General features: G+C 67.0%; 22 protein-coding genes. 16 read left to right on the top strand and 6 right to left on the bottom strand.

The window, feature by feature from the left end; translation table 11 throughout:
* Positions 1-334: 334 nt before the first annotated feature.
* Positions 335-2,152, bottom strand: a complete 1,818-nt coding sequence (fadD11, locus tag ACFVIV_RS03380) for a fatty acid--CoA ligase FadD11 (RefSeq protein WP_379193172.1) — start codon at positions 2,150-2,152, stop codon at positions 335-337.
* 402 nt (positions 2,153-2,554) lie between these two features.
* Complete coding sequence (locus ACFVIV_RS03375) at positions 2,555-3,889, bottom strand: SPFH domain-containing protein (protein ID WP_379193171.1); 1,335 nt, start codon at positions 3,887-3,889, stop codon at positions 2,555-2,557.
* Between the two features lie 255 nt (positions 3,890-4,144).
* Here ACFVIV_RS03375 and ACFVIV_RS03370 point away from each other — a divergent pair, with 255 nt between their 5' ends.
* The 9 genes from ACFVIV_RS03370 to ACFVIV_RS03330 all read left to right on the top strand — a co-directional run bounded on the left by ACFVIV_RS03370 (position 4,145) and on the right by ACFVIV_RS03330 (position 13,442).
* A complete protein-coding gene (locus ACFVIV_RS03370) occupies positions 4,145-5,494 on the top strand; it encodes an MFS transporter (RefSeq protein WP_379193170.1) in 1,350 nt (449 codons plus the stop codon).
* Positions 5,495-5,663: 169 nt separating this feature from the next.
* Complete coding sequence (locus ACFVIV_RS03365) at positions 5,664-6,323, top strand: response regulator transcription factor (protein ID WP_379193169.1); 660 nt, start codon at positions 5,664-5,666, stop codon at positions 6,321-6,323.
* Positions 6,324-6,326: 3 nt separating this feature from the next.
* Complete coding sequence (locus ACFVIV_RS03360) at positions 6,327-8,009, top strand: sensor histidine kinase (RefSeq protein ID WP_379193168.1); 1,683 nt, start codon at positions 6,327-6,329, stop codon at positions 8,007-8,009.
* Positions 8,006-8,986, top strand: a complete 981-nt coding sequence (locus ACFVIV_RS03355) for a TAXI family TRAP transporter solute-binding subunit (protein WP_379193167.1) — start codon at positions 8,006-8,008, stop codon at positions 8,984-8,986. Before ACFVIV_RS03360 ends, ACFVIV_RS03355 begins: the two co-directional genes overlap by 4 nt.
* 91 nt (positions 8,987-9,077) lie before the next feature.
* A complete protein-coding gene (locus ACFVIV_RS03350) occupies positions 9,078-10,094 on the top strand; it encodes a FecCD family ABC transporter permease (protein WP_379193166.1) in 1,017 nt (338 codons plus the stop codon).
* Entirely contained in the window at positions 10,091-11,143 is a 1,053-nt protein-coding gene (locus tag ACFVIV_RS03345) for a FecCD family ABC transporter permease (RefSeq protein WP_379193165.1), read from the top strand. The genes ACFVIV_RS03350 and ACFVIV_RS03345 overlap by 4 nt, the downstream gene beginning before the upstream one ends.
* 11 nt (positions 11,144-11,154) lie before the next feature.
* Positions 11,155-11,961 (top strand): ABC transporter ATP-binding protein, encoded by an 807-nt coding sequence (locus tag ACFVIV_RS03340; protein WP_379193164.1) that lies wholly within the window; start codon positions 11,155-11,157, stop codon positions 11,959-11,961.
* Between the two features lie 16 nt (positions 11,962-11,977).
* The gene (locus ACFVIV_RS03335) at positions 11,978-13,000 is read left to right on the top strand and encodes an ABC transporter substrate-binding protein (RefSeq protein WP_379193163.1); all 1,023 of its coding nucleotides are present in this window, start codon (positions 11,978-11,980) and stop codon (positions 12,998-13,000) included.
* A 55-nt stretch (positions 13,001-13,055) separates the two neighbouring features.
* Positions 13,056-13,442, top strand: a complete 387-nt coding sequence (locus tag ACFVIV_RS03330) for a VOC family protein (RefSeq protein ID WP_379193162.1) — start codon at positions 13,056-13,058, stop codon at positions 13,440-13,442.
* Between the two features lie 132 nt (positions 13,443-13,574).
* Here the strand turns inward: ACFVIV_RS03330 and ACFVIV_RS03325 are convergent, their stop codons facing one another.
* Positions 13,575-14,849, bottom strand: a complete 1,275-nt coding sequence (locus tag ACFVIV_RS03325) for a cytochrome P450 (RefSeq protein WP_379193161.1) — start codon at positions 14,847-14,849, stop codon at positions 13,575-13,577.
* 161 nt (positions 14,850-15,010) lie between these two features.
* Here ACFVIV_RS03325 and ACFVIV_RS03320 point away from each other — a divergent pair, with 161 nt between their 5' ends.
* Positions 15,011-15,508 carry a peptidylprolyl isomerase gene (locus ACFVIV_RS03320; protein ID WP_379193160.1) on the top strand — a complete coding sequence of 166 codons (498 nt, stop codon included), beginning with the start codon at positions 15,011-15,013 and terminating at the stop codon, positions 15,506-15,508.
* 72 nt (positions 15,509-15,580) lie between these two features.
* Here ACFVIV_RS03320 and ACFVIV_RS03315 read toward each other — a convergent pair whose 3' ends face one another.
* The 3 genes from ACFVIV_RS03315 to ACFVIV_RS03305 all read right to left on the bottom strand — a co-directional run bounded on the left by ACFVIV_RS03315 (position 15,581) and on the right by ACFVIV_RS03305 (position 17,507).
* Complete coding sequence (locus ACFVIV_RS03315) at positions 15,581-16,075, bottom strand: phosphoribosyltransferase (protein WP_379193159.1); 495 nt, start codon at positions 16,073-16,075, stop codon at positions 15,581-15,583.
* A gap of 86 nt (positions 16,076-16,161) precedes the next feature.
* A complete protein-coding gene (locus tag ACFVIV_RS03310) occupies positions 16,162-17,373 on the bottom strand; it encodes a tyrosine-type recombinase/integrase (RefSeq protein WP_379193158.1) in 1,212 nt (403 codons plus the stop codon).
* Positions 17,373-17,507 carry a hypothetical protein gene (locus ACFVIV_RS03305; protein WP_379193157.1) on the bottom strand — a complete coding sequence of 45 codons (135 nt, stop codon included), beginning with the start codon at positions 17,505-17,507 and terminating at the stop codon, positions 17,373-17,375. Before ACFVIV_RS03305 ends, ACFVIV_RS03310 begins: the two co-directional genes overlap by 1 nt.
* A gap of 421 nt (positions 17,508-17,928) precedes the next feature.
* Between ACFVIV_RS03305 and ACFVIV_RS03300 the strand changes: the two genes are divergently transcribed.
* The 6 genes from ACFVIV_RS03300 (at position 17,929) to ACFVIV_RS03275 (ending at position 22,320) form a co-directional block, all read left to right on the top strand.
* Positions 17,929-18,135, top strand: a complete 207-nt coding sequence (locus ACFVIV_RS03300; protein ID WP_379193156.1) for a helix-turn-helix transcriptional regulator — start codon at positions 17,929-17,931, stop codon at positions 18,133-18,135.
* A complete protein-coding gene (locus tag ACFVIV_RS03295) occupies positions 18,132-18,347 on the top strand; it encodes a hypothetical protein (protein WP_379193155.1) in 216 nt (71 codons plus the stop codon). Before ACFVIV_RS03300 ends, ACFVIV_RS03295 begins: the two co-directional genes overlap by 4 nt.
* Before the next feature lie 615 nt (positions 18,348-18,962).
* Positions 18,963-20,048, top strand: coding sequence for an AAA family ATPase (locus ACFVIV_RS03290; RefSeq protein ID WP_379193154.1), 1,086 nt, complete (start codon positions 18,963-18,965; stop codon positions 20,046-20,048).
* Positions 20,045-20,263, top strand: coding sequence for a hypothetical protein (locus ACFVIV_RS03285; protein WP_379193153.1), 219 nt, complete (start codon positions 20,045-20,047; stop codon positions 20,261-20,263). Before ACFVIV_RS03290 ends, ACFVIV_RS03285 begins: the two co-directional genes overlap by 4 nt.
* 343 nt (positions 20,264-20,606) lie before the next feature.
* The gene (locus ACFVIV_RS03280; RefSeq protein ID WP_379193152.1) at positions 20,607-20,762 is read left to right on the top strand and encodes a hypothetical protein; all 156 of its coding nucleotides are present in this window, start codon (positions 20,607-20,609) and stop codon (positions 20,760-20,762) included.
* Between the two features lie 592 nt (positions 20,763-21,354).
* Positions 21,355-22,320, top strand: a complete 966-nt coding sequence (locus tag ACFVIV_RS03275) for a phage major capsid protein (RefSeq protein ID WP_379193151.1) — start codon at positions 21,355-21,357, stop codon at positions 22,318-22,320.
* Positions 22,321-22,375 lie beyond the last annotated feature (55 nt).

Genomic DNA, 22,375 nt, shown 5'->3' with positions numbered 1-22,375 from the left:
ATCGCAACGCGCCGGGCCCGACGTAATGCGCTACCCGGTGGGCCGAAACTCATCCGCATCTGGGTCGCAAGTATTGCTGAGCTCGTTCAGTTGCTCGCCCTCGGTGCCCTGCGATCTCACCGATCGCGACACCGTCGTGCCGGTCGCGCCATAGCCGGTGGCGGTCAAGGTCATCGACCGCGCCGCCCTGGTCCTGGACATCTTCGCCCGGCGCGCCACCTCGCGGGAGGTCGAGACGCAGCCCGACGTCACGTGCTACGCGGTGGGCCCGGCGTCTCCAATTCCGTGTGGGAGCAGATTCGCGGCACTCGTCGGGCCGATGCGGGGTGTCTTGTCAGGCGGGGGTGGTCGAATCGGCTTGTGCGGGTTCGTGGACACCGTCGGGGAGGGCGGGGGAGTACATGGATTCGATTTCGGCGGCGTACTTCTCGGCGATGGGTTTGCGGCGCAGTTTCATGGTGAGGGTGATCTCGTCGCCGCCGGGTTCCCAGAAGGTGGGCAGGATGGTGAAGCGTTTGATCTGTTCGACGCGGGAGAGTTTGGTGTTGCCGGCGGCTACGCCCGCGGCGATGGCGGCGATGACCGCCGGGTCGGCGGCGAGGGCCTTGGCGGAGGCGTCGGGTAGGCCGTGTTGGGCGGCATAGGGTTCGGCGGATTCGGCGTCGAGGACGATGAGGGCGGTGTTGTAGGGGCGGCGGTCGCCGATGGCGGCGAGGGCGCCCACGAGCGGGGTGGCGGCTTTGACGGTGTTCTCGATATTGGCGGGGGACATGTTCTTGCCGGCGGCGTTGATGATGAGTTCTTTCTTGCGGTCGACCACGCGCAGGTAGCTGTCCTCGTCCTCGGTGATGATGTCGCCGGTGTGCAGCCACCCGTCGGCGTCGAGGGCGTCGGCGGTCTTCTGCGGTTCCTTGCGGTATTCGCGCATGACCAGGGGCCCGCGAACGAGGAATTCCCCGTCTTCGGCGATGGCGGATTCCAGTCCGGGCAGCAGTTTGCCGACGGTACCGAGGCGCGCTTGCCCGGGCGGGCTGACGCTGGCCACACAGGTCAGCTCCGACATGCCCCACACTTCCGAGATCGGGATGCCGAGCCCGAAGAAGAACCCGAGCGTCTCCGCCGGGATCGGCGCGGCGCCCGAGAGCGCCCATTTGAGCTGGTCGAGACCGAGTTTGGCGCGCAGCTTGGACAATACGAGCTCATCGGCCTTGGCCCATTCGGCGGCCTGGGTGTCGTCGAGGGGCACGCCCGCCAGTTGTGCGGCGGCTTTGCGCGCGGCCACGTCGAGGGCCCAGGTGAGGGCGGCCTTGCGGGCCGGATCGGGTTCGCTGGCGACGGAGAATTCCACGGCCGCTTTGAGTTTCTCCCACACCCGCGGCACCGCGCCCCAGATGGTGGGATGCACATCGGCCAGCGCGGCCGGCAATTGCGTGCGATCGGGCACCACCGTGATCTGGGTGCCGAAGAATTCCTGCAGATACAGCGCGGTCACCCGGTCGGCCATGTGCGCGGTCGGCAGATAGGAGGTGATGCGGTCCCCGAATTCCACCGGCATCACCGACGCATACGCCTGGCATTCGAAGGCCAGGTTGGCGTGGGAGATCTCCACACCCTTCGGATTGCCGGTGGTCCCGGAGGTGTAGCACAGGGTGACGATGTCCTGCGGTGTCACCGCCCGCCAGGTGGCGTCGAAGTCGAAGCCGTTGCGCCCCAGCCCGATCAGCTGTTCCACGCTCAGCGTGCCGGGCACCGCGCGGTCCACGCACACGATGGTCTCCATCGCGACCCCGCTCGCGCGCACCCGGTCCACGTATTGGGCTTCGCAGATCACCACCTTGTTGCCGGCATTGGTGAACACATAGTTCAACTGCTCGGCGGTGAGCGTGTTGTACACCGAGAACGAGGTGGCCCCGGTGTGCTGGGCGCCCACTTCGAGGGGATAGAACTCCACCCGATTGCTCATCATCAACGCCACGGTGTCCCCGCGCCCGATGCCGAGGCCGGCCAGCCCGCCCGCCACCGCCCGCACCTGTGCGGCGTACTCACCCCAGGTCAGCGCCTGTGTCCCGCCCACCGACCGCACCGCCACCGCATCCGGGTCGATCGCGGCCACCGCTTGGAATGCCGCACACGATGTCGTCAACTCACTCATAACAGCTCTCGTTCCACTCACCACCGGCTTGCACTGACGGTAGAACCGCCACGCCGTTCGCCGGGCGGGATTGCCGACATTGGCTTGCGGCCCGCTGTGCCGGGGTGCGGCCACGGTGCGGGTTCACCGCTGACGGCACACGTTTCGAGGACTGCGATGCGGATTCAGGGCCTGCCGTGCGGGATTGAGCGCTGGAGTACGCGTTTCAGCGCCGCTGCATACGCTCGAGGGCCGTGGCATGCGGTTGAGCCCGCTGCACACGGTCGGGGCGGCTGCGGCGCGCGGTTGAGGTCGCTGCACGCTTTGAGGCCGCGGCCCACGCTCGGGGGCCGCGCTGCCCACGCTCGGGGGCCGGGGCGCACGGTGGCGTGCCGCGGCACCTGGTGCGGGCCGCGGCCGGTGTCAGGATTGCTGTGCGGCCCGCACCGCCGCCACGGTTTCGCTCAGCTGCGTGATCAATCCCGCCAGCCCGAGGGTGTCCCCGCCGATCTGCACCGATTTCAACTCCGCCGGCGTCGGCAGCGCGGCCACGATGCGCGGCAGCTCCTCCACCAGTTGCGCCTGCACACTGGCGGCATTGCGGAGATTCCCGGTGTCGACCGCCACCCGTTCGCGCTCCAGCCCGAGTAGCGCCTCACCGTGCGCGGCCTGCGACTTGGCTTGCGCCACAGCCAGTTCCGACTCCACCTCCTGCAACCGCAACTGGTGTGCCAGCCGCGCGTTCTCGGCCCGCTCGTCGTGCTGTTCGCGCTCGAGCCGCAGCGCGTGCAGGGCGGTGGTGTGCGCCAGATCGGCCACGGTGCGCTCGTCGTCGTGGGTGCGAGTGGTGCGGCGCAGCTGCTCGGTCGCCTCCCGGTCGAACCGCGCCGCCTCGTGCCGCGCTCGCAGCTCGGTCAGCTCGCGTTCGTTGTGGATGCGCTGTTCCTCGCTGGTGCGCGCCGCCTCCATCTCCCGCGCCGACACCACTTGCTGGGCATCGAGTTCGGCCAGGCGCGCCACCCGATTCTGTTCGCTGCGATAGGGCTTCTGCAGGTTCTCCCACAACGTATTGGAACTGACCACCGCTTCTTTGATCTGCACGGTCACGATCCGCAACCCCAGCCCGCGATCCCCGCGCCCGTCCTCCCCGTCGGCGCCCTCGGCCACCGTCCGCAACCGCGCGGTCAACTCCTCGATGATCGGCTGCTTGTCGCTGAGCACATCCCGTACCCCCATCATGGACACCTTGTCCTTGATGGCCGCCTCGGCCTGCTCCCGCAACTGCACGTTCACCAACCGCATCGGATCCTGCGCATCGGAGAAATCCAGCTTCCGATACGCGGTCGCGAAATCGTCGATGATCCACTGCACGTACCCCTGCACCAGCACCCCCTGCAACTCCCGGCAAATGCAGTAGGCGTTGATCAGAATCGTCTGAATGGCCCCCGGCACCACCAGATACGAATCGGTCGCCGGATTGAACCGGAACGACACCCCCAATCCGATATGCAACGGCTCACCCCGCCCCCGCCGCGTGTGCACCACGAACGCATTGGGCGGCACCAGCACCGTCTGCCACCGCCACCACCCGCTCACCCGCACATCCACCGGCCCCTGCACCGGTGTCTCCCGCGCCGGCCCCACCCGATTGGCCCGCTTCGCCATCGGCCCGCCCGCCCCGACGGTCCGCAAATCCTCTTCGAGCGCCGCCTGCTGCGCCACAACCTGATCGAGATAGGTGTTGTTCTTGGAAGCCATGCCCCCGCACGCTACCGCCGAAAACCACCAACTACCAGTGGTTTTCGTGCAAGCTTCCGGTCTGCCGCAATGGCGATGCGGCGTCGCCGGTCCCGCACCGTGCCGCGCGCGCTTTCCTAACAGTCCCTTAGGGCGATGCCGCCATTCGTCCTAAGGGACTGTTAGGAAAGCGGCGGAGGGGTTCTGCGGGGCTGTGTCGGCCGCCACAGTGGGTCCGGGATGCGATGAGGGCGTCCCCGGACAAGGAGTGACCCAGTGACAACGACACAGCCCGCCAATGAGCGTCGGGTCGTCGCGAATGTGTTGCGCGGCTCGATCGGCAATCTCGTCGAGTGGTACGACTGGTACGTCTATGCGGCGTTCAGTGTGTATTTCGCCAAGGCGTTCTTTCCCGAGGGGGATGCCACCGCGCAGTTGCTGTCCACCGCAGCGGTATTCGCGGTCGGGTTCCTGATGCGGCCCATCGGCGGGTGGGCGCTGGGACGGTATGCCGACAAGTTCGGGCGGCGTGCCGCACTCACCTTGTCGGTGACGGTGATGGCGGCCGGGTCGCTGTTGATCGCGCTCACCCCCTCCTATGCCAGCATCGGGTTGGCGGCGCCGGTGATCCTGCTGCTGGCGCGACTGCTGCAGGGGTTGTCGGTCGGTGGTGAGTACGCCACCAGCGCCACTTATCTGTCGGAGGTCGCGTCGCAGGGCAGGCGCGGGTTCTACTCGAGCTTCCAGTACGTGACGCTGGTGGCGGGGCAGTTGACCGCGCTCGGTGTGCAGATCGTGTTGCAGCAGTTCCTGTCCTCCGAGCAGATGTACTCGTGGGGCTGGCGGATTCCGTTCCTGATCGGCGCGGCCGGTGCGCTCATCGTCATGTGGCTGCGCCGCAGCATGGAGGAGTCGGAATCGTTCCGCGCGGAATCGGCTGCCCCGCAGGAGAAGTCCAAGCGCGGCTCGCTGAAGGTGCTGCTGCAGTACCCGCGCGAATGCCTGCTGGTGGTCGGGCTGACCCTCGGCGGCACGGTGGCGTTCTACACCTACACCACCTACATGCAGAAATACATGGTCAACACCTCCGGCATCTCCAAGTCGACGGTGGCGTGGATCAACTTCGTGGCGCTGCTGGTGTTCGTGGTGCTGCAGCCCATCGCCGGCGCGCTGTCGGACCGCATCGGCCGCCGCAAGCTGCTGATCACCTTCGGTGTCACCGGCACCCTGGCCACCGTGCCGCTGATGACGGTGCTGGGCGACACCACCAACCCGATCGCCGCGTTCGCGCTCATGCTGGGCGCGCTGGTGATCATCACCGGCTACACCTCCATCAACGCCATCGTGAAGGCCGAGCTGTTCCCCACCAGGATCCGCGCCCTGGGCGTGGGCCTGCCCTACGCGCTGACCGTCGCCATCTTCGGCGGCACCGCGGAAATGATCGCCCTCGCCCTGAAGAAGGCCGGCCACGAGTCGCTGTACTTCTGGTACGTGTCCGGCTGCATCCTGATCTCGCTGGTCACCTACTTCTTCATGCGCGAAACCTCCGCCGAATCCCACATCGACGCCGAGGCGCAGGGCACCGACCTCACCAAGCCCGAATCGGTTTCGGTGCAGGTGCACTGACCGGCGGGCGCCGGACCCGCCCGGCGCCGGCGCCCGCCCGCGGATCAGCCATTCACCGGGCAACGCCGCCGGACCCGATCCGCTGATCCACCCCCGGTTACCGGGTTCCCGCGATGCGGCGGGAACCCGGTAACCTTTTCCCTTCCTGTTCACGAGAGAAAACGAGCCCATGCGGTTGGCTGTGGTCGAAGACGACGACGGCGTCGGTGACGCACTCGTCGAGGCATTCACCGCCCGCGGTCACCACGCCGACCGCATGCGCCGCGGCGCCGATCTGCTCACCGCACACCGCGGCTACGACGCCGTCGTCCTGGACCTGGGCCTGCCCGACGCGGACGGCCTGCACATCCTGCGGCAACTCCGGGAGGTGTCGAGCGTGCCGGTGGTGATCCTCACCGCGCGCAGCGACGAACGCTCCATCGTGCGCGGATTGCGCGGCGGCGCCGACGATTACGTGGTGAAGCCGCCGCGGATCGCCGAGCTGCTCGCCCGCATCGAGAACGTCCTGGGCCGCCGCCCCGAGATCGCGGCCCCGCCGGCGCGCATCGTGCAGACCGAGGACGTGCGCGTCGACCTGGCGGCCCGGCGCGTGGAGGTCGCCGGAGTCGAAATCGCGCTCACCACCAAGGAATTCGAGCTCGTCGAAGCACTCACCGAACGCCCCGGCGCGGCCGTGAGCCGCCAGCAGCTCATGGACCGCATCTGGGGCGACGCCTTCGTCGCGGTCTCGCGCTCCCTGGATGTGCACATGACGGGCTTGCGCGCCAAACTGAACCGGCCCGGCCTGATCACCACCATCCGCGGTTACGGCTACCGCTGGGGCGACTGACGCATGCGCCGTCGCCTGCTCATCGCCTTGACCGTGTTCTCCACCCTGGCGGTGCTCGCCTTCGCGATACCGCTGTGCCTGACCGCCGCCACCAGCCGCACCCAGGAACTGGTGCTGGGCCGCACCGGCGACGCCGACCGCTTCGCCGCCCTCACCGTTACCGCCAACGCCGTCGGCGACCGCCGCGCCCTGGTGATGGAAGTCGACCGCTACCACGACCTCTACGGCGAACCGGTCCTCGTCGTCGACGCCCGCGGCGCACCGATCGTCAACGCCGGCGTCGACGCCGCCGACCCGGTCGTCACCGCCGCCCTCAGCGCCGCCCGCCGCAACCAGCGCGCCGCCGCGGTCGGCCGGCTCAGCCCGTGGAGCCCCGACACCGTGCTCATCGCCCGCCCCGTCGGCAGCGACGCCCACGTCGACGGCGCGGTCCTCATCGGCGCCTCCACCACCGACGCCCGCACCGACATCACCTACATCTGGACCATCGTCGCCGTCGGCGCCCTGCTGGCCATGGCCGTGTTCACCGCCCTCGCGCTGGTCCTGTCCCGCTGGGTGCTGCGCCCCCTGGCCGGATTGTCCACCGCCGTCGCCGAACTCACCGCCAGCCTGCCCACCCCCCGCACCCCGGCCGCGGTCACCCGCCGCCACGGCGGCCCACCCGAACTGCGCGCCGTCGCCGAATCGGTGGACACCATGGCCGCAGCCGTCCGCGACTCCGCCGCCGCCCAACGCCGCCTCGTCGACGACACCGCCCACGCCATGCGCAACCCCCTCGCCGCCCTGACCATCCGCCTGGACTCCCTCGAACCCGCCATCCCCGCCCACGCCGCCCCCACCTTCCACGGCGCCACCCGCGAAGTCGAACGCCTCACCGCCCTGCTCGACGGCCTGCTCACCCTCGCCGTCGCCGAAGCCCACGACTTCGACCCCGCCCACCTGCCCGCCACCGAATCCTGCGACGCCGTGCAGGTCGTGCAGGACCGCATCGACGCCTGGCACAGCGCCTACGAGCGCGCGAACATGACCCTGGCCGCCGAATTCCACAGTGCGCCAACCTCCCCGGGCCTCGATACCGACAGCGACACCCGACCCGCCACCGGCCGCGCCACTCCCGCCCCACCACCAGGCGTCCTCGGCGACACGGGCGGGACCGCGGCCGTCCTAGCGGACGAGTCCGGCATTGCGCCCGGGGGAAGCGTCGGGCGCGCGCCCGCTACGGCGCCGGGCGATCTCGGGGACAGGTCCGGCGCCGATCCCGCCGGGCACCCGGCCACCCCACCCGCCGCCCTCGCGTCCGCCGGCCCGACCGGCACCGCGGGGCTCGTCCACGCCGAGGCAGCCATCTCCGCCGACGCACTGGCCCAGGTTCTCGATGTCGCACTGAGCAATTCCTGCCGCTACGCCGGGGCGGGCGCCCACACCCGGGTCCTGGTCGCCACCCGCGGCGGCCGCGTCGTGCTCACCGTCGCCGACAACGGCCGCGGCGTCCCCGGCACCGAGCTGCCCGAGCTGACCACCCGCTTCTACCGCGGCGCCTCCGCCACCGGCATCGGCGGCTCCGGGCTGGGCCTGCCGATCGCGGCCGCACTCACCGCCGCCCGCCACGGCAGACTCACCGTCGAATCGGTGGATCCGCACGGCGTGGCCGTTCTCGTCGACCTGCCCGCGGCGGTGCACGAATGAACCAGCGCCCCGGCGGTGATCGCACCACGGCCGTGGCCGACACCCCTCGGCGACGCGACCGGCCGACCCGGCGTGAATTCCTCGGCTACGCCGCGGCTTTCACCGCCGGGCTGGGGCTGGCCGGGACGGTGGCGGGCTGCGGGGACGGCGACGTACCGGTGATCCGCCTGGCGGCGGGCGAGGTCGGCGGCTTCTATCACGCGTTCGCGCAGTTGTTGTCGCGGGTCGCGGCCGACGGCGGGCTGCGCATCGATCCGATCACCACCGCCGGGTCGCTGGAGAATCTGTCGCTGCTGGCCGCCGGGGACGCCGATGCCGCTCTGGTGCTGGCGGATTCGATCACCAGCAATCAGGAGCCGCCGCCGGCGATCGGGCGGGTGTACGAGAACTACCTGCAGGTGGCGGTCCGAGCGGACGGCCGGCTGGGGTCGGTGGCCGATCTGCGGGGTGCGCGAATCAATCTCGGGGCCGCGGGGTCGGGGGCGACGCGGACGGGGGAGAAGCTGCTGCTGGCGGCGGGGCTGGCGCTGAGCGAGCTCACCATTACCCATCTGCCGTTGCGGGAGGCGGCCGAGGCGCTGCTGGCGGGGCGGCTGGATGCGCTGCTGTGGGCCGGGGGAGTGCCCACGCCCGCGCTGGCCGATCAGCGGTTGCGGCTGCTGGATCTGGGGGCGCTGACCACGCCGATGCGGGATCGGTTCGGGTACCTCTACGACCCGGTGCTGATTCCGGCGGGCACCTATCCGGGCAGTGCGGCCGTGCAGACCATCGGGGTGGCGAATCTGCTGGTCGCGGCGGCGGGGCTGGCGGAGCAGACCGCGGCGGCGCTGACACGGTTGCTGCTCACCCGGGCCGAGGCGCTGATTCCGGCCGAGGCGGCGGGCACGCAATTCCTCACGGCGCGTTCGCTCATCGGGACGGGAACTGTGCCGTTGCATCCCGGTGCGGCCGCGGTCTATCGCGAATTCCACGGCTGACAACTGGCAGTCGCTGCCTATTTGCCATCACCGCCGCAGGTGAATAGGGTAGGCAAGCCTAAATCGAGAGTCGAAGGTGACGGAACCGAACATGCAGCACGACCGTGCCAGGACGATCCCGCTCGCGACCGGCATCGTCGTCCTGCTGGCGGCGCTCGCGGGCGCGGTCATACTCAGCATCGCCGTCGGCTCACGCGGACTATCACCCGCGACCGTCCTCACGGCACTGACCCACTACGACCCCGCCAACTTCGACCACGTGGTCGTGCACGACCTGCGACTACCGCGCACCCTCGCCGGAATACTCGCCGGAATCGCCCTGGGACTGTCGGGAGCCATCATCCAAGGCGCGACCCGCAACCCCCTCGCCGATCCCGGACTACTCGGCGTCAACGCCGGCGCCGCACTATTCGTCGTCCTCGGCATCAGCATGCTGGGACTGACCACCGTCACCGGATACGTCTGGTTCGGCTTCGCCGGAGCCGCCGCCGCAGGCGCACTCGTCTACGGCATCGGCGCCCTCGGCCGCGTCGGCGCGACACCCATGAAGCTGGCACTGGCCGGCGCGGCAGTCACCGCAGCATTGCAATCGGTGACCAGCGGCCTCCTGCTCACCGACACCACCACCTTCGACCAATACCGGTTCTGGCAGGTCGGCGCGCTCACCGAACGAGACCTACCGACATTGATGCAGGCCGTGCCATTCCTGGCAGTGGGTGTGGCGCTGGCATTCATATCCGCGCGCATGCTCAACGCACTCGCCCTCGGTGAAGACGTGGCACGCGCACTGGGCCAGAACGTCGCCGTCGCACGCGCCACCGCGGCCCTGGCCGTAATCGTCCTGTCCGGCGCGGCCACCGCCATCGCAGGCCCGATCGCCTTCGTCGGCCTGATCGTCCCGCACGCCGCCCGCCTGCTGACCGGCCCCGACCACCGCTGGCTGCTGCCCTACGCCGCCCTGCTCGCACCCATCCTGCTGCTCGTTGCCGACGTCGTCGGCCGCGTCATCGCCCGCCCCGCCGAAGTCCAGGTCGGAGTGCTCACCGCCGTCCTCGGCGCACCGATCTTCATCGCCCTTGTGCGCCGCCGCAAGCTGGTGTCCGCGTGAGCAATCCGAAAACCATCGACCTGTCCCAAGCCTTGGCTGGTGTGCACGCCGCACGCAGCCGCGGCGCCGCCCGAGCCCGCATCGTAACCACCGGCCTGCTCATCGCGCTGGTAGCGGTCTTCGCCCTATCCCTGGCCGTCGGCGCATACTCCGTGCCCGTGGGCGACCTGCCCGGCATCCTGTTCGGCAACTCCGGCGGCCAAGACTCCTACGTCATCACCCAACTCCGACTGCCCCGCGCGACAGCGGGACTACTCGTCGGCTTCGCCTTCGGCATCGCCGGCACCCTGTTCCAGCAACTCCTACGCAACCCACTCGCCAGCCCCGACGTCATCGGCGTCTCCCAAGGCGCGAGCGCCGCCGCCGTCATGGGCCTCATCTGGTTCGGCCTCTCCGGCGCCGCCCTGTCCCTCGCCGCCTTCACCGGCGCGATCGCCACCGGCGCGGCCATCTACCTGCTCGCCCGCCGCGGCGGCGTCAACGGCTACCGCCTCGTCCTGATCGGCATCGGCATCGGCGCCGTCCTCACCAGCGTCGTCTCCTACCTCATGACCTGGGCCGACGTCTCCCTCGCCCAGCAAGCACTGGTCTGGCTCACCGGAAACCTCAACGGCCGCACCTGGAACGACGTCACCCCCCTGGCCATCGCCCTGCTCGTACTCACCCCCGCCGCCATCCTGCTCGCCCGTACCCTCACCGCCCTGCAACTCGGCGACGACAGCGCCGCCGGCCTGGGCCTGCACGTCGAACGCACCCGCCTGCTGCTGCTCCTGATCGCCACCGCCGCAGCCGCATTCGCCACCGCCGTCGCCGGCCCCATCTCCTTCGTCGCCTTCGTCGCCAACCCCATCGCCACCCGGCTGCTCGGCGGCGGCCGCATCGCCCTGCTGCCCTCCGCCCTCACCGGCGCCCTCGTAGTCCTGCTCGCCGACTTCAGCGCCGCCCACCTGCTACCCACCCAGCTGCCCGTCGGCGTCGTCACCGGCGCGGTCGGCGCACCGTATCTACTGTGGCTGCTCGCCACCGCCAACCGCACCGGCCGCGTCTGAAAGGGAATGCCGTGACACCCACCCTGCACACCGAGCACCTGCGGCTCGGCTACGGCCCGGTAACCATCGTCGACGACCTGACCGTCCGCATCCCCGACGGCAAAACCACGATCATCGTCGGCACCAACGCCTGCGGCAAATCCACCCTGCTGCGCGGCCTCGCCCGCCTGCTCACCCCCACCCACGGCGCCGTCTACCTGGACGGACAACGCATTTCATCCATGCGCAGCAAAGACGTCGCCCGCAAACTCGGCCTGCTGCCACAATCGCCCACCGCCCCCGAAGGCATCACCGTCGCCGACCTCGTCGGCCGCGGCCGCTACCCACACCAGGGCATGTTCCGCCGCTGGACCCCCGCCGACGACGAAGCCGTCGCCCGCGCCCTCACCGCCACCGACACCGTCGAACTCGCCGCCCGCGCCGTCGACGAACTCTCCGGCGGACAACGCCAGCGCGTCTGGATCGCCATGGCACTCGCCCAGCGCACCCCGCTGCTACTGCTCGACGAACCCACCACCTTCCTCGACATCAGCCACCAGATCGAAGTCCTCGACCTGCTCGCCGACCTCAACCACACCGACGCCACCACCGTCGTCATGGTCCTGCACGACCTCAACCTCGCCGCCCGCTACGGCGACCACCTCATCGCCATGAAAAACGGCGCCATCGCCGCCGAAGGCCCACCCGCCGACATCCTCACCGCCGACCTGGTCCGCGACGTCTTCGGCATGCCCGCCCACGTCATCACCGACCCGATCTCGGGCACCCCGCTGGTCGTCCCGATCGGCCGACACCGCACCGGCGCCGCCCGGTCCTAGGAAAGGAAACCCCTCGATGGCCAGATGGAAAACCATGGCCGCAGTCGCCGCCGCCGCGGCCGCACTGCTGACCGGCTGCAGCCAAGCCGCCACCACCCCGGCCACCACCGGCGGACCCGGCTCCCACGGCGACGCCGACGTCGCCACCGGCGGCAAACTCTTCGCCACCGCCGACATCGAAACCGCCAACCTCAAAGCCGACGTCGGCCCGGGCGTATTCCCGCGCAACCTGACTCAAGCCATGGGCACCACCCGCATCGAGCAGAAGCCCACCCGCGTCGTGGTCCTCGACTCCGGCGAACTCGACGCCGTCCTCGCCCTCGGCGTGACACCCGTCGGCATGGCCACCAATAGCGGACAGACCGGCGTGCCGTCCTATCTCGCCGACCGAGTCGCCGACATCCCCACCGTCGGCCCGATCAACACCCTCGACCTCGAGAAGATCGCCGCACTGAAACCGGACCTCATCCTCGGCAGCAAGCTGCGCGCCGCCGACCTGTACCCGCAGCTGTCCGCGATCGCGCCCACCGTGTTCTCCATCCGCCCCGGCTTCCCGTGGAAGGAGAACTTCCAGCTGGTCGGCGCCGCCCTCGGCGAAGAGAACCAGGCCACCAAGCTGCTCAACGACTACCAGACCAAAGCCAACCAGGTGAAGGCCGGCCTGTCCGGCGCCCCGCAGATCTCGTTGCTGCGCTTCATGAACGGCAAGATCCGCCTCTACGGCAACAAGTCCTTCATCGGCGTCATCCTCACCGACATCGGCCTGCCGCGTCCGGCGAACCAGAACATCGACGAACTGGCCGTGGAGATCTCCAAGGAACGCATCGACGAGGCCAACGCCGACTGGATCTTCTACTCCAGCCTCGGCTCCGGACCCGCCCCCGACGAGCACGCCGTCGTGTCCGGCGCGCTGTGGCCGAACCTGGGCGCGGTGAAATCCGGCCACGCCGTCCGCGTCGACGACGAAGTGTGGTTCCTGGGCCTGGGCCCGATCGGCGCCATGCGCGTGCTCGACGACCTGCAGAAGACCCTGGGCTGACCCGAGCCGACCGGCTGGGGGAGGGGAGTGGCTGCCGCTCGGCTAGCGTCGAGCGGTGCGCCTACAGCGAATCCATCACGTCGCGATCATCGCGACGGACTACGAGAAGTCGAAGACCTTCTACACCGAGGTGCTCGGGCTACAGGTGATCGCCGAGCACTATCGAGCGGAAAGACGCTCGTACAAGCTGGATTTGGCGCTGCCCGACGGTGGTCAGCTGGAGCTGTTCTCCTTCCCGTCCCCGCCGCCGCGACCGTCCCGCCCCGAGGCCGCCGGCCTGCGGCACCTGGCCTTCGTGGTCCCGGATGTAGGGGAGGCCCTGGCCGAATTGGCGGCCCAGGGCATTCCGGTGGAGGAGGTGCGCATCGACGAGTACACCGGCAAGCGCTTCGCCTTCTGCTCGGATCCCGACGACCTACCGCTGGAGCTGTACGAGGCCTGAGCGGAGCCCCTCGCGGGGCATTTACGAACATTAGGAAATGACCCTATGCGCATCTACACATGAGTGCTCGATTCAAGCAAAACTGGACTCACCTCCGGTCGGTACATCACGTACCGACCGGAGCACCTCCTCTTACATAGAAGAAGGCAGGACGCCCTCGAATTCGATTGGGAGGGCTGCGGGTCCGCGCAGATTGATGTGTGGCCGGTACCGTGGCGGATCGGCGAGGAGGCGGGGCGCTTGTACACGCTGGGCGAAGCGGGTTACCGCGATGCGGGCTTCGAGGCGGGCCAGGGGAGCGCCGAGGCAGAAGTGGGCGCCGAGTCCGAAGGACAGGTGCCGGTTGTCGCGGGTGGGGTCGAAGGTGGTGGGGTCGGGGAAGACCTCGGGGTCGCGGTTGGCGGCGGCGATGATGGCGATGGCGACTTCGCCTGCGTCGACGCGGGTGTCGCCGAAGCGCATGGGTGTGGTGGCGATGCGCGGCAGCAGTTGTACCGGCGGGTCGTAGCGCAGGGATTCTTCGATGATCGCGGGTGCCAGCGCCGGGTCGGCGGCGAGCGTGGTGTGCAGGCGCGGGTGGCGGAGCAGGGCGAGCAGGCTGTTGGCGATGAGGTTGACGGTGGTTTCGTGGCCGGCGATGAGCAGTAGTCCGCAGGTGGCGATGAGTTCGTTGTGGGTGAGTTTGTCGCCGGCGTCTTCGGCGGCGATGAGCTGGGTGAGCAGATCGGGTCCGGGGTGGGCGCGGCGTTGGGCGGTGAGTCGGTCGAAGTAGGCGTCGAGTTCTTCGCGGGCGGTGACCATTTCGGCGAGGTCGGGTCCGAAGCTGTCGGCGGTGGGTGCGACGGGGTCGAGTAGGCGGGCGAGGGCGGCGGAGAGGCGGCGCAGCTGGGGTTCGTCGTCGAGGGGTACGCCGAGCAGTTCGCAGATGACGGTGATGGGCAGCGGGTAGCCGAGGTCTTCGACGGCGTCGAAGCTGCCGGTGCCGGCTGCGCGGTCGAGGACCCGGTCGACGAATCGGGTGATGCGCGGGGCGAGTTCGGCGACGACGCGGGGGGTGAAGGCTTTCTGGACGAGGCGGCGCAGGCGGGTGTGGTCGGGTGGGTCGAGGAACAGGAAGGACGGATTCTGCCGGGGCGCAAGCATTCTGGCGCCGGCGGCGGGCAGGGGAGTGCCGGGTGGGATGAGGCCCAGGCGCAGGGCGGGCATGGATTGGCGGACGCTGGAGTGCGGGTCGCGCAGTAGCGCGGTGCAGTCGCTGTGGCGGGTGAGCAGGGTGATGGGCGTGCCCGGGAGGCGGAAGGGGCCTTCGCCGCGGAGTTTCTCGTAGAGGGGGTAGGGGTCGGGGCGGACGGCCGGATCGAAGAGCTGGGTGTAGGCGTGCGCGCCGGTGGGTTCGGAGGCGGTCATGACGGGCTCCTGCCGCTGGTCACGGCGTCGGATGTGCCGGTGACTGTGGTGTTCAGGATACGAACGGCAGTGTTGTTGGGCCACAATCGTTTGCGGTCGCTGCACGGGTGCAGTCGATGCCGGGCGGTCGCTGGGTTTTGGCCTCCCATACGATGGGCTGCATGACCAAAGTGCTCCTGAAGACCTCCGCCGGGGATATCACCCTGGAACTCGATGAGGCCAAGGCGCCGAAGACCGTCGCGAACTTCGTCGACTACGTCAAGGCCGGCCACTATGCGAACACTGTGTTTCACCGGGTGATCCCGAACTTCATGATTCAGGGTGGCGGGTTCACCCCTGAGTTCCAGCAGAAGCCGGCTCCGCAGACCGTGGAGAACGAGGCGGCCAATGGGCTCAAGAACGACAAGTACACCGTCGCCATGGCGCGGACCTCGGCGCCGCATTCGGCGAGCGCGCAGTTCTTCATCAACACCAGCAACAATGGCTTCCTGAACTACCCGGGCCAGGATGGTTTCGGCTACGCGGTGTTCGGCAAGGTCGTGGACGGCACCGCGGTGGTGGATGCCATCGAGGGTGTGTCGACCGGCAACAAGAACGGTCACGGGGATGTCCCGAAGGACCTGTCGGGCGTGACCATTCTGTCGGCCGAGCTGGTCTGAGGCTTTTCGCACGCAACGATTAACGCGCCGGGTTCGATTCCACCCCGCCGCGTCGCCGTTTCTGGGTGCCGGTCAGGCGTCGAGGACGCGGACTTCGCGTTTGACGACGGGCGGTTGTACCGACCAGGGGAAGTTGATCCAGCGGTCGGTGGGCTTCCACACGTATTCGCAGTCGACCTCGGAGTGCGGCTTCTGGTAGATGACCGCGCAGCGCACCTCGGCGACATGGTGGGAACAGAAGTCGCGCACCAGCTTCAGGGTCTTGCCGGTGTCGGCGACATCGTCGGCGACCAGGACGGTGGCGCCGGTGAGGTCGACGGCGCTGGGGACCGGCGGCAGCATGACGGGCATGTCGAGGCGCTGGTCCACGCCGGTGTAGAACTCCACATTCATGACGTGCAGGTTCTTGACGTCGAGGGCGTAGCCGAGCGCGCCTGCTACAAACAGGCCACCACGGGCAATGCTGAGAATCAGATCAGGCTCAAAGCCGTCATCCGCAATCTGTTGCGCTAGTTGCCTACTCGCGTCTCCGAACAGGTCCCAAGTCAACTCTTCGCGGTCCGACATTGTGCCTCTGCCCTCTCCTTCGGTTGGTACAAAACCGGTGATCAGCTTGGGTAGCTGATCGGCCGAAGCACGTTTACGGCACGAATTCAGGCGTGGAGCGCGTCTCCGAAGTCCGCAACCTCACGCACTGTCGGTACGTAGTGCTTGCGGGTGATCCTAGATCCCTTGGCATGGCCGCCCTGAAGCTGAGCCGCTTCGTCGCCGTACTTCTCGGAGATGCGGGTAAAGCCAGTCTTGCGGAGAGCCTTCGGCGTGGCCCAGTCGAGTTCCGTCCCGCGTAGTACTCGCTCCCAGGTTTCCCGGAACATCGTTGCGGAGATCGGGTTGCCCAGCTTGTTCGGGAACACGAGACCAGTGGTCGGTTTCCCGGCTTTCATCCATCGGCGCTTCAGCATGGTCAGCGTCTCGGCACTTACCTTCACCGTGCGCTCTGACTGCTCTTCCTTCGGCATGGGCTGGCGGTAGACGTTCCGCTTGCCGTCCGCGTCCACCTGGACGATAGTCCCGGTCACTGCCACGGTTCCGGCTTCTAGGTCCACGTCTTCCCAGATGATCGCGAGTGCTTCGCCTGGCCGACCAAGCAAGTCGTACGTGAGCCGCGTGATGTCCTTGAATCGCTTATCAGCCCTGGGGGAGAGTTCGAAATACTTGGCTTCGATCTCCCAGAAGCGTTGCAGCTCTTCAGGAGTGAACGGCCTAGGCTCATCTGTCTTGCCCCGGCCGATTGGCTCTGTCTCCCGTGCGGGATTGCCGGGGATAGCATCATCACGGCACGCGAGGGCGAATGACTCGATGAGTAGGAGGCGCTGCCGATACGCCTTCTCTGTCATGCTCCGAATCGGGGCTAGGTGCCGTTCCACGTGGGATGTCCGGACTTCGCCGATGCGCATCTTGCCCAGCTCTGAGCCTTCGATTTTCACCGTGGAGGACTTGCCGCCGGGGCGCTTGACTATCTCTGTCCAGAACACCGCGAGAGACTGGCCCCGGTTGCCGCTGGTGGCCTTCTCGTGCTCGTACCACGCCTTGCATAGTTCGAACACGGTGGTCTTGCTGGTGTACGCCTGACCGAACTCCGGCCTGCGGTTCTTCAGCGCCTTGTCCGCCGCGTCGGCTGCATCCCGCTTCGCCTTGGCTTCACTGGTGCGGTACGCCTGCGCTGTCCTGGGTTTGTGTTCGCCCTTCAGCCGGTATCGGCAGATGCCCCGCCAGTGGTCCTTGTGTCCGGCTTCCTGGCGCTTCTTGTCGATACTCGCGTGTGGTTCGCCCCGCTGCCCTTCTTGGATCGGTGGGCGTGGCATTACGCGGCGTGCTCCTGCTTCGCCGTCTGGACTTCAGCGTCGAGAGCGATGATTCGGCGCTCTACCTCTTGCATCAGTTCGGGCAGGGTGAACGGTTCTAGGGCTGCTCGGATGTCTTCCTGTTTGTGTGCCATGTTCTAGACGGTAGACACCCGTTAAGTTTGCTCGCAAATAACTGTGCGCGGGCTCACGGGGATCATTCGTGATGAGGCCGTACATCGTGACTACATCCCGCGGTTTGTGATGGCCGACACATCAATTGACGGAACATGCTGCAAGACAACATGGTTCATCTTGCGAATTCGGGGGGCATCGGCATAGATCGGTTCAAATCGGTGTGAATCGTGCTACTTCTATCGTTCGCTGACGGAGTGCCGTTATACGTTCTTCCCCGCAACCAGATAGCCCCCCGGTGGCCGCCAAGTCCAAGGCGGAGATGGAACACCGGGCCGTAGGGCAGGGAGCCGTAACCCACCGGACCGGGAACGGCCCCCTACTCCATCGCAGAGAGCGCGTACACCAGATACGCGCCGCGATGTCGAGAGGTTGTGACCCATGGCTGACGAGCGCCGAAAGCTCGCCACTCCAGAGGAGTTCGCCGAATACTCTGGCCTGTCCCTGCAACGCCTTGCGGACATGCGCTACCACGGCACCGGTCCGAAGTTCATCAAATATGGCCGGGCTGTCCGATACCGCTGGGCGGATATTTACACCTGGGAAGACGCGAATACCTTCCAGCGGGCAGACCAGGTGGCGGCGTGAGTGCACCGGATGGCATGGCCCTGCACACCAAGTACAGCGACATTATCGCGCGGTACGAAGCACTGCCCAAGGACACAATGATTCCGATCGGGCAGTACCTCGAAGTACTGCGGGACCAGCGGAAAACCGTAGCCGAACTCGTCGTCAACGACATGCGGATTTCCATGCTTGAAGCGGAGTTCCAGCGGCGTTACGGCCCTCTCTCCGACTAGCCCAATTCCGGGCATCACTTTGCACACCAACACTTTTGGAGGTACCCCTATGTCTGAAACCAAACGCCCCGGTATCGCGTGGGCTTCTCTCGGCTGCGGCGTCGATGCAGTCGAATTCCTGGTTACCGCTCTCGCTCAGGGGCCGCGCACCCGCGCCGCTGTAACCGAGGATGCCGCCCGACAGGGTGTCACGGAATCAGCGTTGGATGGCGCAGCACGCGCGATCTGCTTGCGGTCCGCCCGCTTCTCGAATCACAGCTCGGCTGTCATGTGGCAGTTGCCGGAATCCTGGGCGAAGTACTCCCGCGCGGGTGTTCTGCCGTGGGGTAGTGGCTGTGGTGAATGACGAGCGGCCGAAGGCAACTCCTGGCGACCTAGCGCGGCGGCATGAGGAGCGGATCGACGCTCTTTTCCAGTTGCGCAGAAAGAGGCGTCGCACGTCGAGGCAGATTAAGAATGTGGCCCGCGACCTCGGGATGAGCACTGAGCAGGCGTTCACCTATTGGCAGGTCTGCAAGGCGCGACGCGACCGCGACGCCTCCTAATCGAATGATCCCTCGGCCTGGTGATTGCGGCACTAGGCCGGGGCTCCAACTTCTACTAACGCGAGGATTTATGACGGACCACGAAGGCCGGGAAGGTGGTTCCGGTTCCACTCCACCCCCGGGGTACGACGGAACCGGAACCAGTGGACTACATCGACCCGACCTGTACGCGAACATGGATTTTGACGGGTCGGAATCCGGCCCTGAACCGACCGTGTGCAAGCGAATCGACGGGCAAGGCATCTTCTACCCCGGTGCGATCAATACATTGTTCGGCGTCGCCGGAGATGGCAAGACGTGGATCGCACTCGGAGGTGTCGAGCAGGCGCTAGCCGAGGATGGCCGCGTGCTGTTCATCGACGTTGACGACAACGGCCGGGGTGCTATCCGCTGGCGACTCGAAGCGTTCGGCACTCCACGCGAAGTGATCACCGATAAGGGGCGCTTCCTGTACTCGACGCCCACCACGATCGAAGACTTGGATGCCATCGTGGACGACATGAAACGTTGGCGTCCAACGCTTGTCGTTGTGGACTCCATCGGAACCGTGGTCACGATGGCCAGCGGTTCAGCCAATGATGCGGACGACTTCAACCGCGTCAATATGCGTGTGCTGATGCCGCTCTCCCAGACTGGCGCTGCCGTCGTCTACATCGACCACCTGAGCAAGAACCCGGACTCCGCTAAGCATGGCGCTCGGGGCTCGTCGGCGAAGCTGGACCGGATCAGCGGCGCATCAATCCGCGTGACGGGCAAGGAGCCGTTCATTCCGGGGCAGGGCGGGCAATCCGTGCTGACCTCGAATAAGGATCGGCACGGGGGTCTCTGGGGGAATTGCAAACCCCTGGAGGACGGTTCGGCGGACAAGGTGATGGTGGGCACCTTCACCATGACCGAGGACGATGGACGGCTCTCCTGGGAGATATCGCCGGGTGGCGAAGCGCCAGAGCGGAAGAGGGCGCACGCGCAGCGTGATCGGGTGGCGGAGCTACGCGCCATGGACCCCCGGCCTCAGAGCGCTACTGAAGCGGCGAAGCGGCTCGGCGGGAACAAGCAGGCGGCGTATCGCGCTTGGGGCGAATTCAGTGGTTCCGGTTCCACTCCACCCCTAGGTAAGACGGAACCGGAACCAGCCGGAGAGGAGGCGGCGGCGTGAGGAAGCCCCGCGTCTACATCGACCACAAGTACAAGTGCATCACGATCAACGGGCCGTACGAATACAACGTGAAGCTTGATCGGTGCCGGGACTACCCGTCGATTCTGGGGTGGGCGGCGCACTTGTCGGGCAAGAGGTGGGCGGACGCCGACATGGTGAACGCCTTCATTGGCGCGGCACTCAAGGCGCACGGTCTCCGTCACCCTGGGTTCTGACCTTGGAACTCGACGGTCCGTCATGACTAACGGCGGACCGTCGAACCAGGTCGGAGCCCTCTTGGTGACCTGCGCCACCGAGGCCGGCTGGGGTGTCCCAGGTCATACCGCGGAGCGTAAAAGCAAGGTAGATAGCGCCCCTGTAGAATATGGGTATACAACGAAATCGCGTCCACGGACGCAACTTTCACAGCCCCATCGGTACTGCTACCGGTGGGGCTTTCTCATGTCCGCTTGTGCCCCAACGGAGTTGCCCGAATGCTTGAAGATGACCTGGACTATGCCGACCTGTACGACATGGATGAGTACGCCGATCGGCTGACCGATGACGAGCTGTACGGGGATGAGTGAGCGGCGGCGGCTCTTTGATGAGGGCGACTACGACGAAAGCGACTATGTCCCGCTGGTAGTGAATGGCGGGTACTGGGCGAACACCGCCTACGCGAACGGCTATTACGGCGCGGCACAGCCCGGCCAGGACAACTCGGGTCAGTCCTGACCTGAGAGCGTGCGGAAGCTCCCCTGATCCAGTTCTCGGGGTCGCAGATTCGCGGCACGCAAGCTCAGGTGTGGTGGCCTGAGAGCACACAGAGATACACGGGTTCCTCGTTCTCGCCCGGCCTTTCGTGGTGTGCACCCAAACGGCTCGGACTATCCAACCGAGAGCACACAGAGCAGCCCTAATAGGACGGGGCGATGCCTCGTGGTGTGCACCCAAACCTACAAGCCGGAGGTGGCCCCATGCCCACACCAAGGCGAATGCCTATATCGGCGGAACCTCCGTGCATCCGCCGTAACTCAATCCTCGTGTACCGCACTGAAACACCCGCATTGGAGGTGAACCGATGGACCCCAATATTTGGCTCCCTGAACCGCTGGCGGCCGACTACATCAACCGAGACCGGCGCACCCTCCGAAGGTGGAGAGCCAAAGGCGTAATCGCGTACCGAGCCGGTGAACGGCTCCCCGAATACCGGGTGTCAGACCTGGACACAGCCGCTGAATTGCAGCGGCAACGTTACGAAAACCGGCCCATTCCGGGCCGTCCGAAATGCCGCACGACGCGGCGAACCAAGTAAGAGGAAATGCTAATGGCAGATACCAGTATTGTTGCAGGCGACAAGGTTTCGCAGATTCTCCCCAAGGAGACCGCTACCGAGGTTATCAAGGAGGTGGCGCAGGCTTCGGCTGTCCTGACCCGTGGCCGCCGTATCCCGATGTCTACCCGCGAGAAGGTTATGCCGGTGCTCGCAGGTCTCCCCGCTGTCGGCTGGGTGAAGGGCGAATACGGCCTGAAGGGCATCACCGATATTGCGTTCGAGGGGCTGAACATTTCCGCCGCTGAGCTTGCCTCCGTGCTGCCCATCCCGGATGCCGTGGCCGATGATCTGGGCATTGACGTCTGGGGGGAGGTTCGCCCGTCCACCGTTGAAGCTGTCGGCACTGCGTTTGATCGCGCTGTCCTCTTCGGTGGTGCGAAAGATGTTGACTTCCCGCAGGAGTGGACCGACAACAAGCAGACCGGCCTTGTCGCTGAGGCAGTGAAGGCGGGCAACGTCGTACGCGAGAAGACGGGCGAAGACCTGGGCGTGACCGTGGCCAATGCGGCTCAGAAGCTCGCACAGCAGGGCTTCCAGACGACCGGCTTTATCTCCGCCCCCGGCCTGCGCTGGGAGCTGAGCAAGGCACGCGACAAGAACGGTCAGCCGATCTTCGATCCGAACGCGAACACCCTCTACGGGATGCCGATCTCCGAGGCGCTTAACGGGGCCTGGGGTGACGACGTGACCATGATCGTTGGTGACTTCTCCAAGCTGCTCGTTGGCGTGCGCCAGGACATCACCATGCAGGTCTTCGATTCCGGCGCACTGTCCGATGCGGCGGGCAAGATCGTCCTGAACCTGATTCAGCAGGACTCGAAGGCGCTGCGGACTGTGTTCCGTGGTGGCTTCCAGGTCGCCAACCCGGTTACCGCCCTGAAGGCGAAGAAGGCGGAGCGGTTCCCGTTCGTCGTCATCGCCAAGGATGGCGTGAAGCTGCCGGGCGAGACCAAGTAATCCACACCAGCAATCGGCGGGTGGCGTGACCCAAATAGGTTGCGTCACCCGCCTT

The organism is Nocardia sp. NPDC127526 (genome assembly GCF_042672265.1).
Taxonomy (GTDB): Bacteria; Actinomycetota; Actinomycetes; order Mycobacteriales; family Mycobacteriaceae; genus Nocardia.
The sequence above is the reverse complement of the archived record's forward strand: the minus strand, read 5'-3'. Positions and strand labels throughout refer to the sequence as shown.

Excerpts from the sequence above, each read along its gene's own strand:
- ACFVIV_RS03320 (WP_379193160.1), top strand. The coding sequence starts at position 15,011 with ATGACCAAAGTGCTCCTGAAGACCTCCGCCGGGGATATCACCCTGGAA.
- ACFVIV_RS03325 (WP_379193161.1), bottom strand. The coding sequence starts at position 14,849 with ATGACCGCCTCCGAACCCACCGGCGCGCACGCCTACACCCAGCTCTTC.
- ACFVIV_RS03335 (WP_379193163.1), top strand. The coding sequence starts at position 11,978 with ATGGCCAGATGGAAAACCATGGCCGCAGTCGCCGCCGCCGCGGCCGCA.
- ACFVIV_RS03275 (WP_379193151.1), top strand. The coding sequence starts at position 21,355 with ATGGCAGATACCAGTATTGTTGCAGGCGACAAGGTTTCGCAGATTCTC.
- ACFVIV_RS03355 (WP_379193167.1), top strand. The coding sequence starts at position 8,006 with ATGAACCAGCGCCCCGGCGGTGATCGCACCACGGCCGTGGCCGACACC.
- fadD11 (WP_379193172.1), bottom strand. The coding sequence starts at position 2,152 with ATGAGTGAGTTGACGACATCGTGTGCGGCATTCCAAGCGGTGGCCGCG.
- ACFVIV_RS03375 (WP_379193171.1), bottom strand. The coding sequence starts at position 3,889 with ATGGCTTCCAAGAACAACACCTATCTCGATCAGGTTGTGGCGCAGCAG.
- ACFVIV_RS03350 (WP_379193166.1), top strand. The coding sequence starts at position 9,078 with ATGCAGCACGACCGTGCCAGGACGATCCCGCTCGCGACCGGCATCGTC.
- ACFVIV_RS03280 (WP_379193152.1), top strand. The coding sequence starts at position 20,607 with ATGAGTGAGCGGCGGCGGCTCTTTGATGAGGGCGACTACGACGAAAGC.
- ACFVIV_RS03315 (WP_379193159.1), bottom strand. The coding sequence starts at position 16,075 with ATGTCGGACCGCGAAGAGTTGACTTGGGACCTGTTCGGAGACGCGAGT.
- ACFVIV_RS03310 (WP_379193158.1), bottom strand. The coding sequence starts at position 17,373 with ATGCCACGCCCACCGATCCAAGAAGGGCAGCGGGGCGAACCACACGCG.
- ACFVIV_RS03305 (WP_379193157.1), bottom strand. The coding sequence starts at position 17,507 with ATGGCACACAAACAGGAAGACATCCGAGCAGCCCTAGAACCGTTCACC.
- ACFVIV_RS03360 (WP_379193168.1), top strand. The coding sequence starts at position 6,327 with ATGCGCCGTCGCCTGCTCATCGCCTTGACCGTGTTCTCCACCCTGGCG.
- ACFVIV_RS03290 (WP_379193154.1), top strand. The coding sequence starts at position 18,963 with ATGACGGACCACGAAGGCCGGGAAGGTGGTTCCGGTTCCACTCCACCC.
- ACFVIV_RS03365 (WP_379193169.1), top strand. The coding sequence starts at position 5,664 with ATGCGGTTGGCTGTGGTCGAAGACGACGACGGCGTCGGTGACGCACTC.
- ACFVIV_RS03300 (WP_379193156.1), top strand. The coding sequence starts at position 17,929 with ATGGCTGACGAGCGCCGAAAGCTCGCCACTCCAGAGGAGTTCGCCGAA.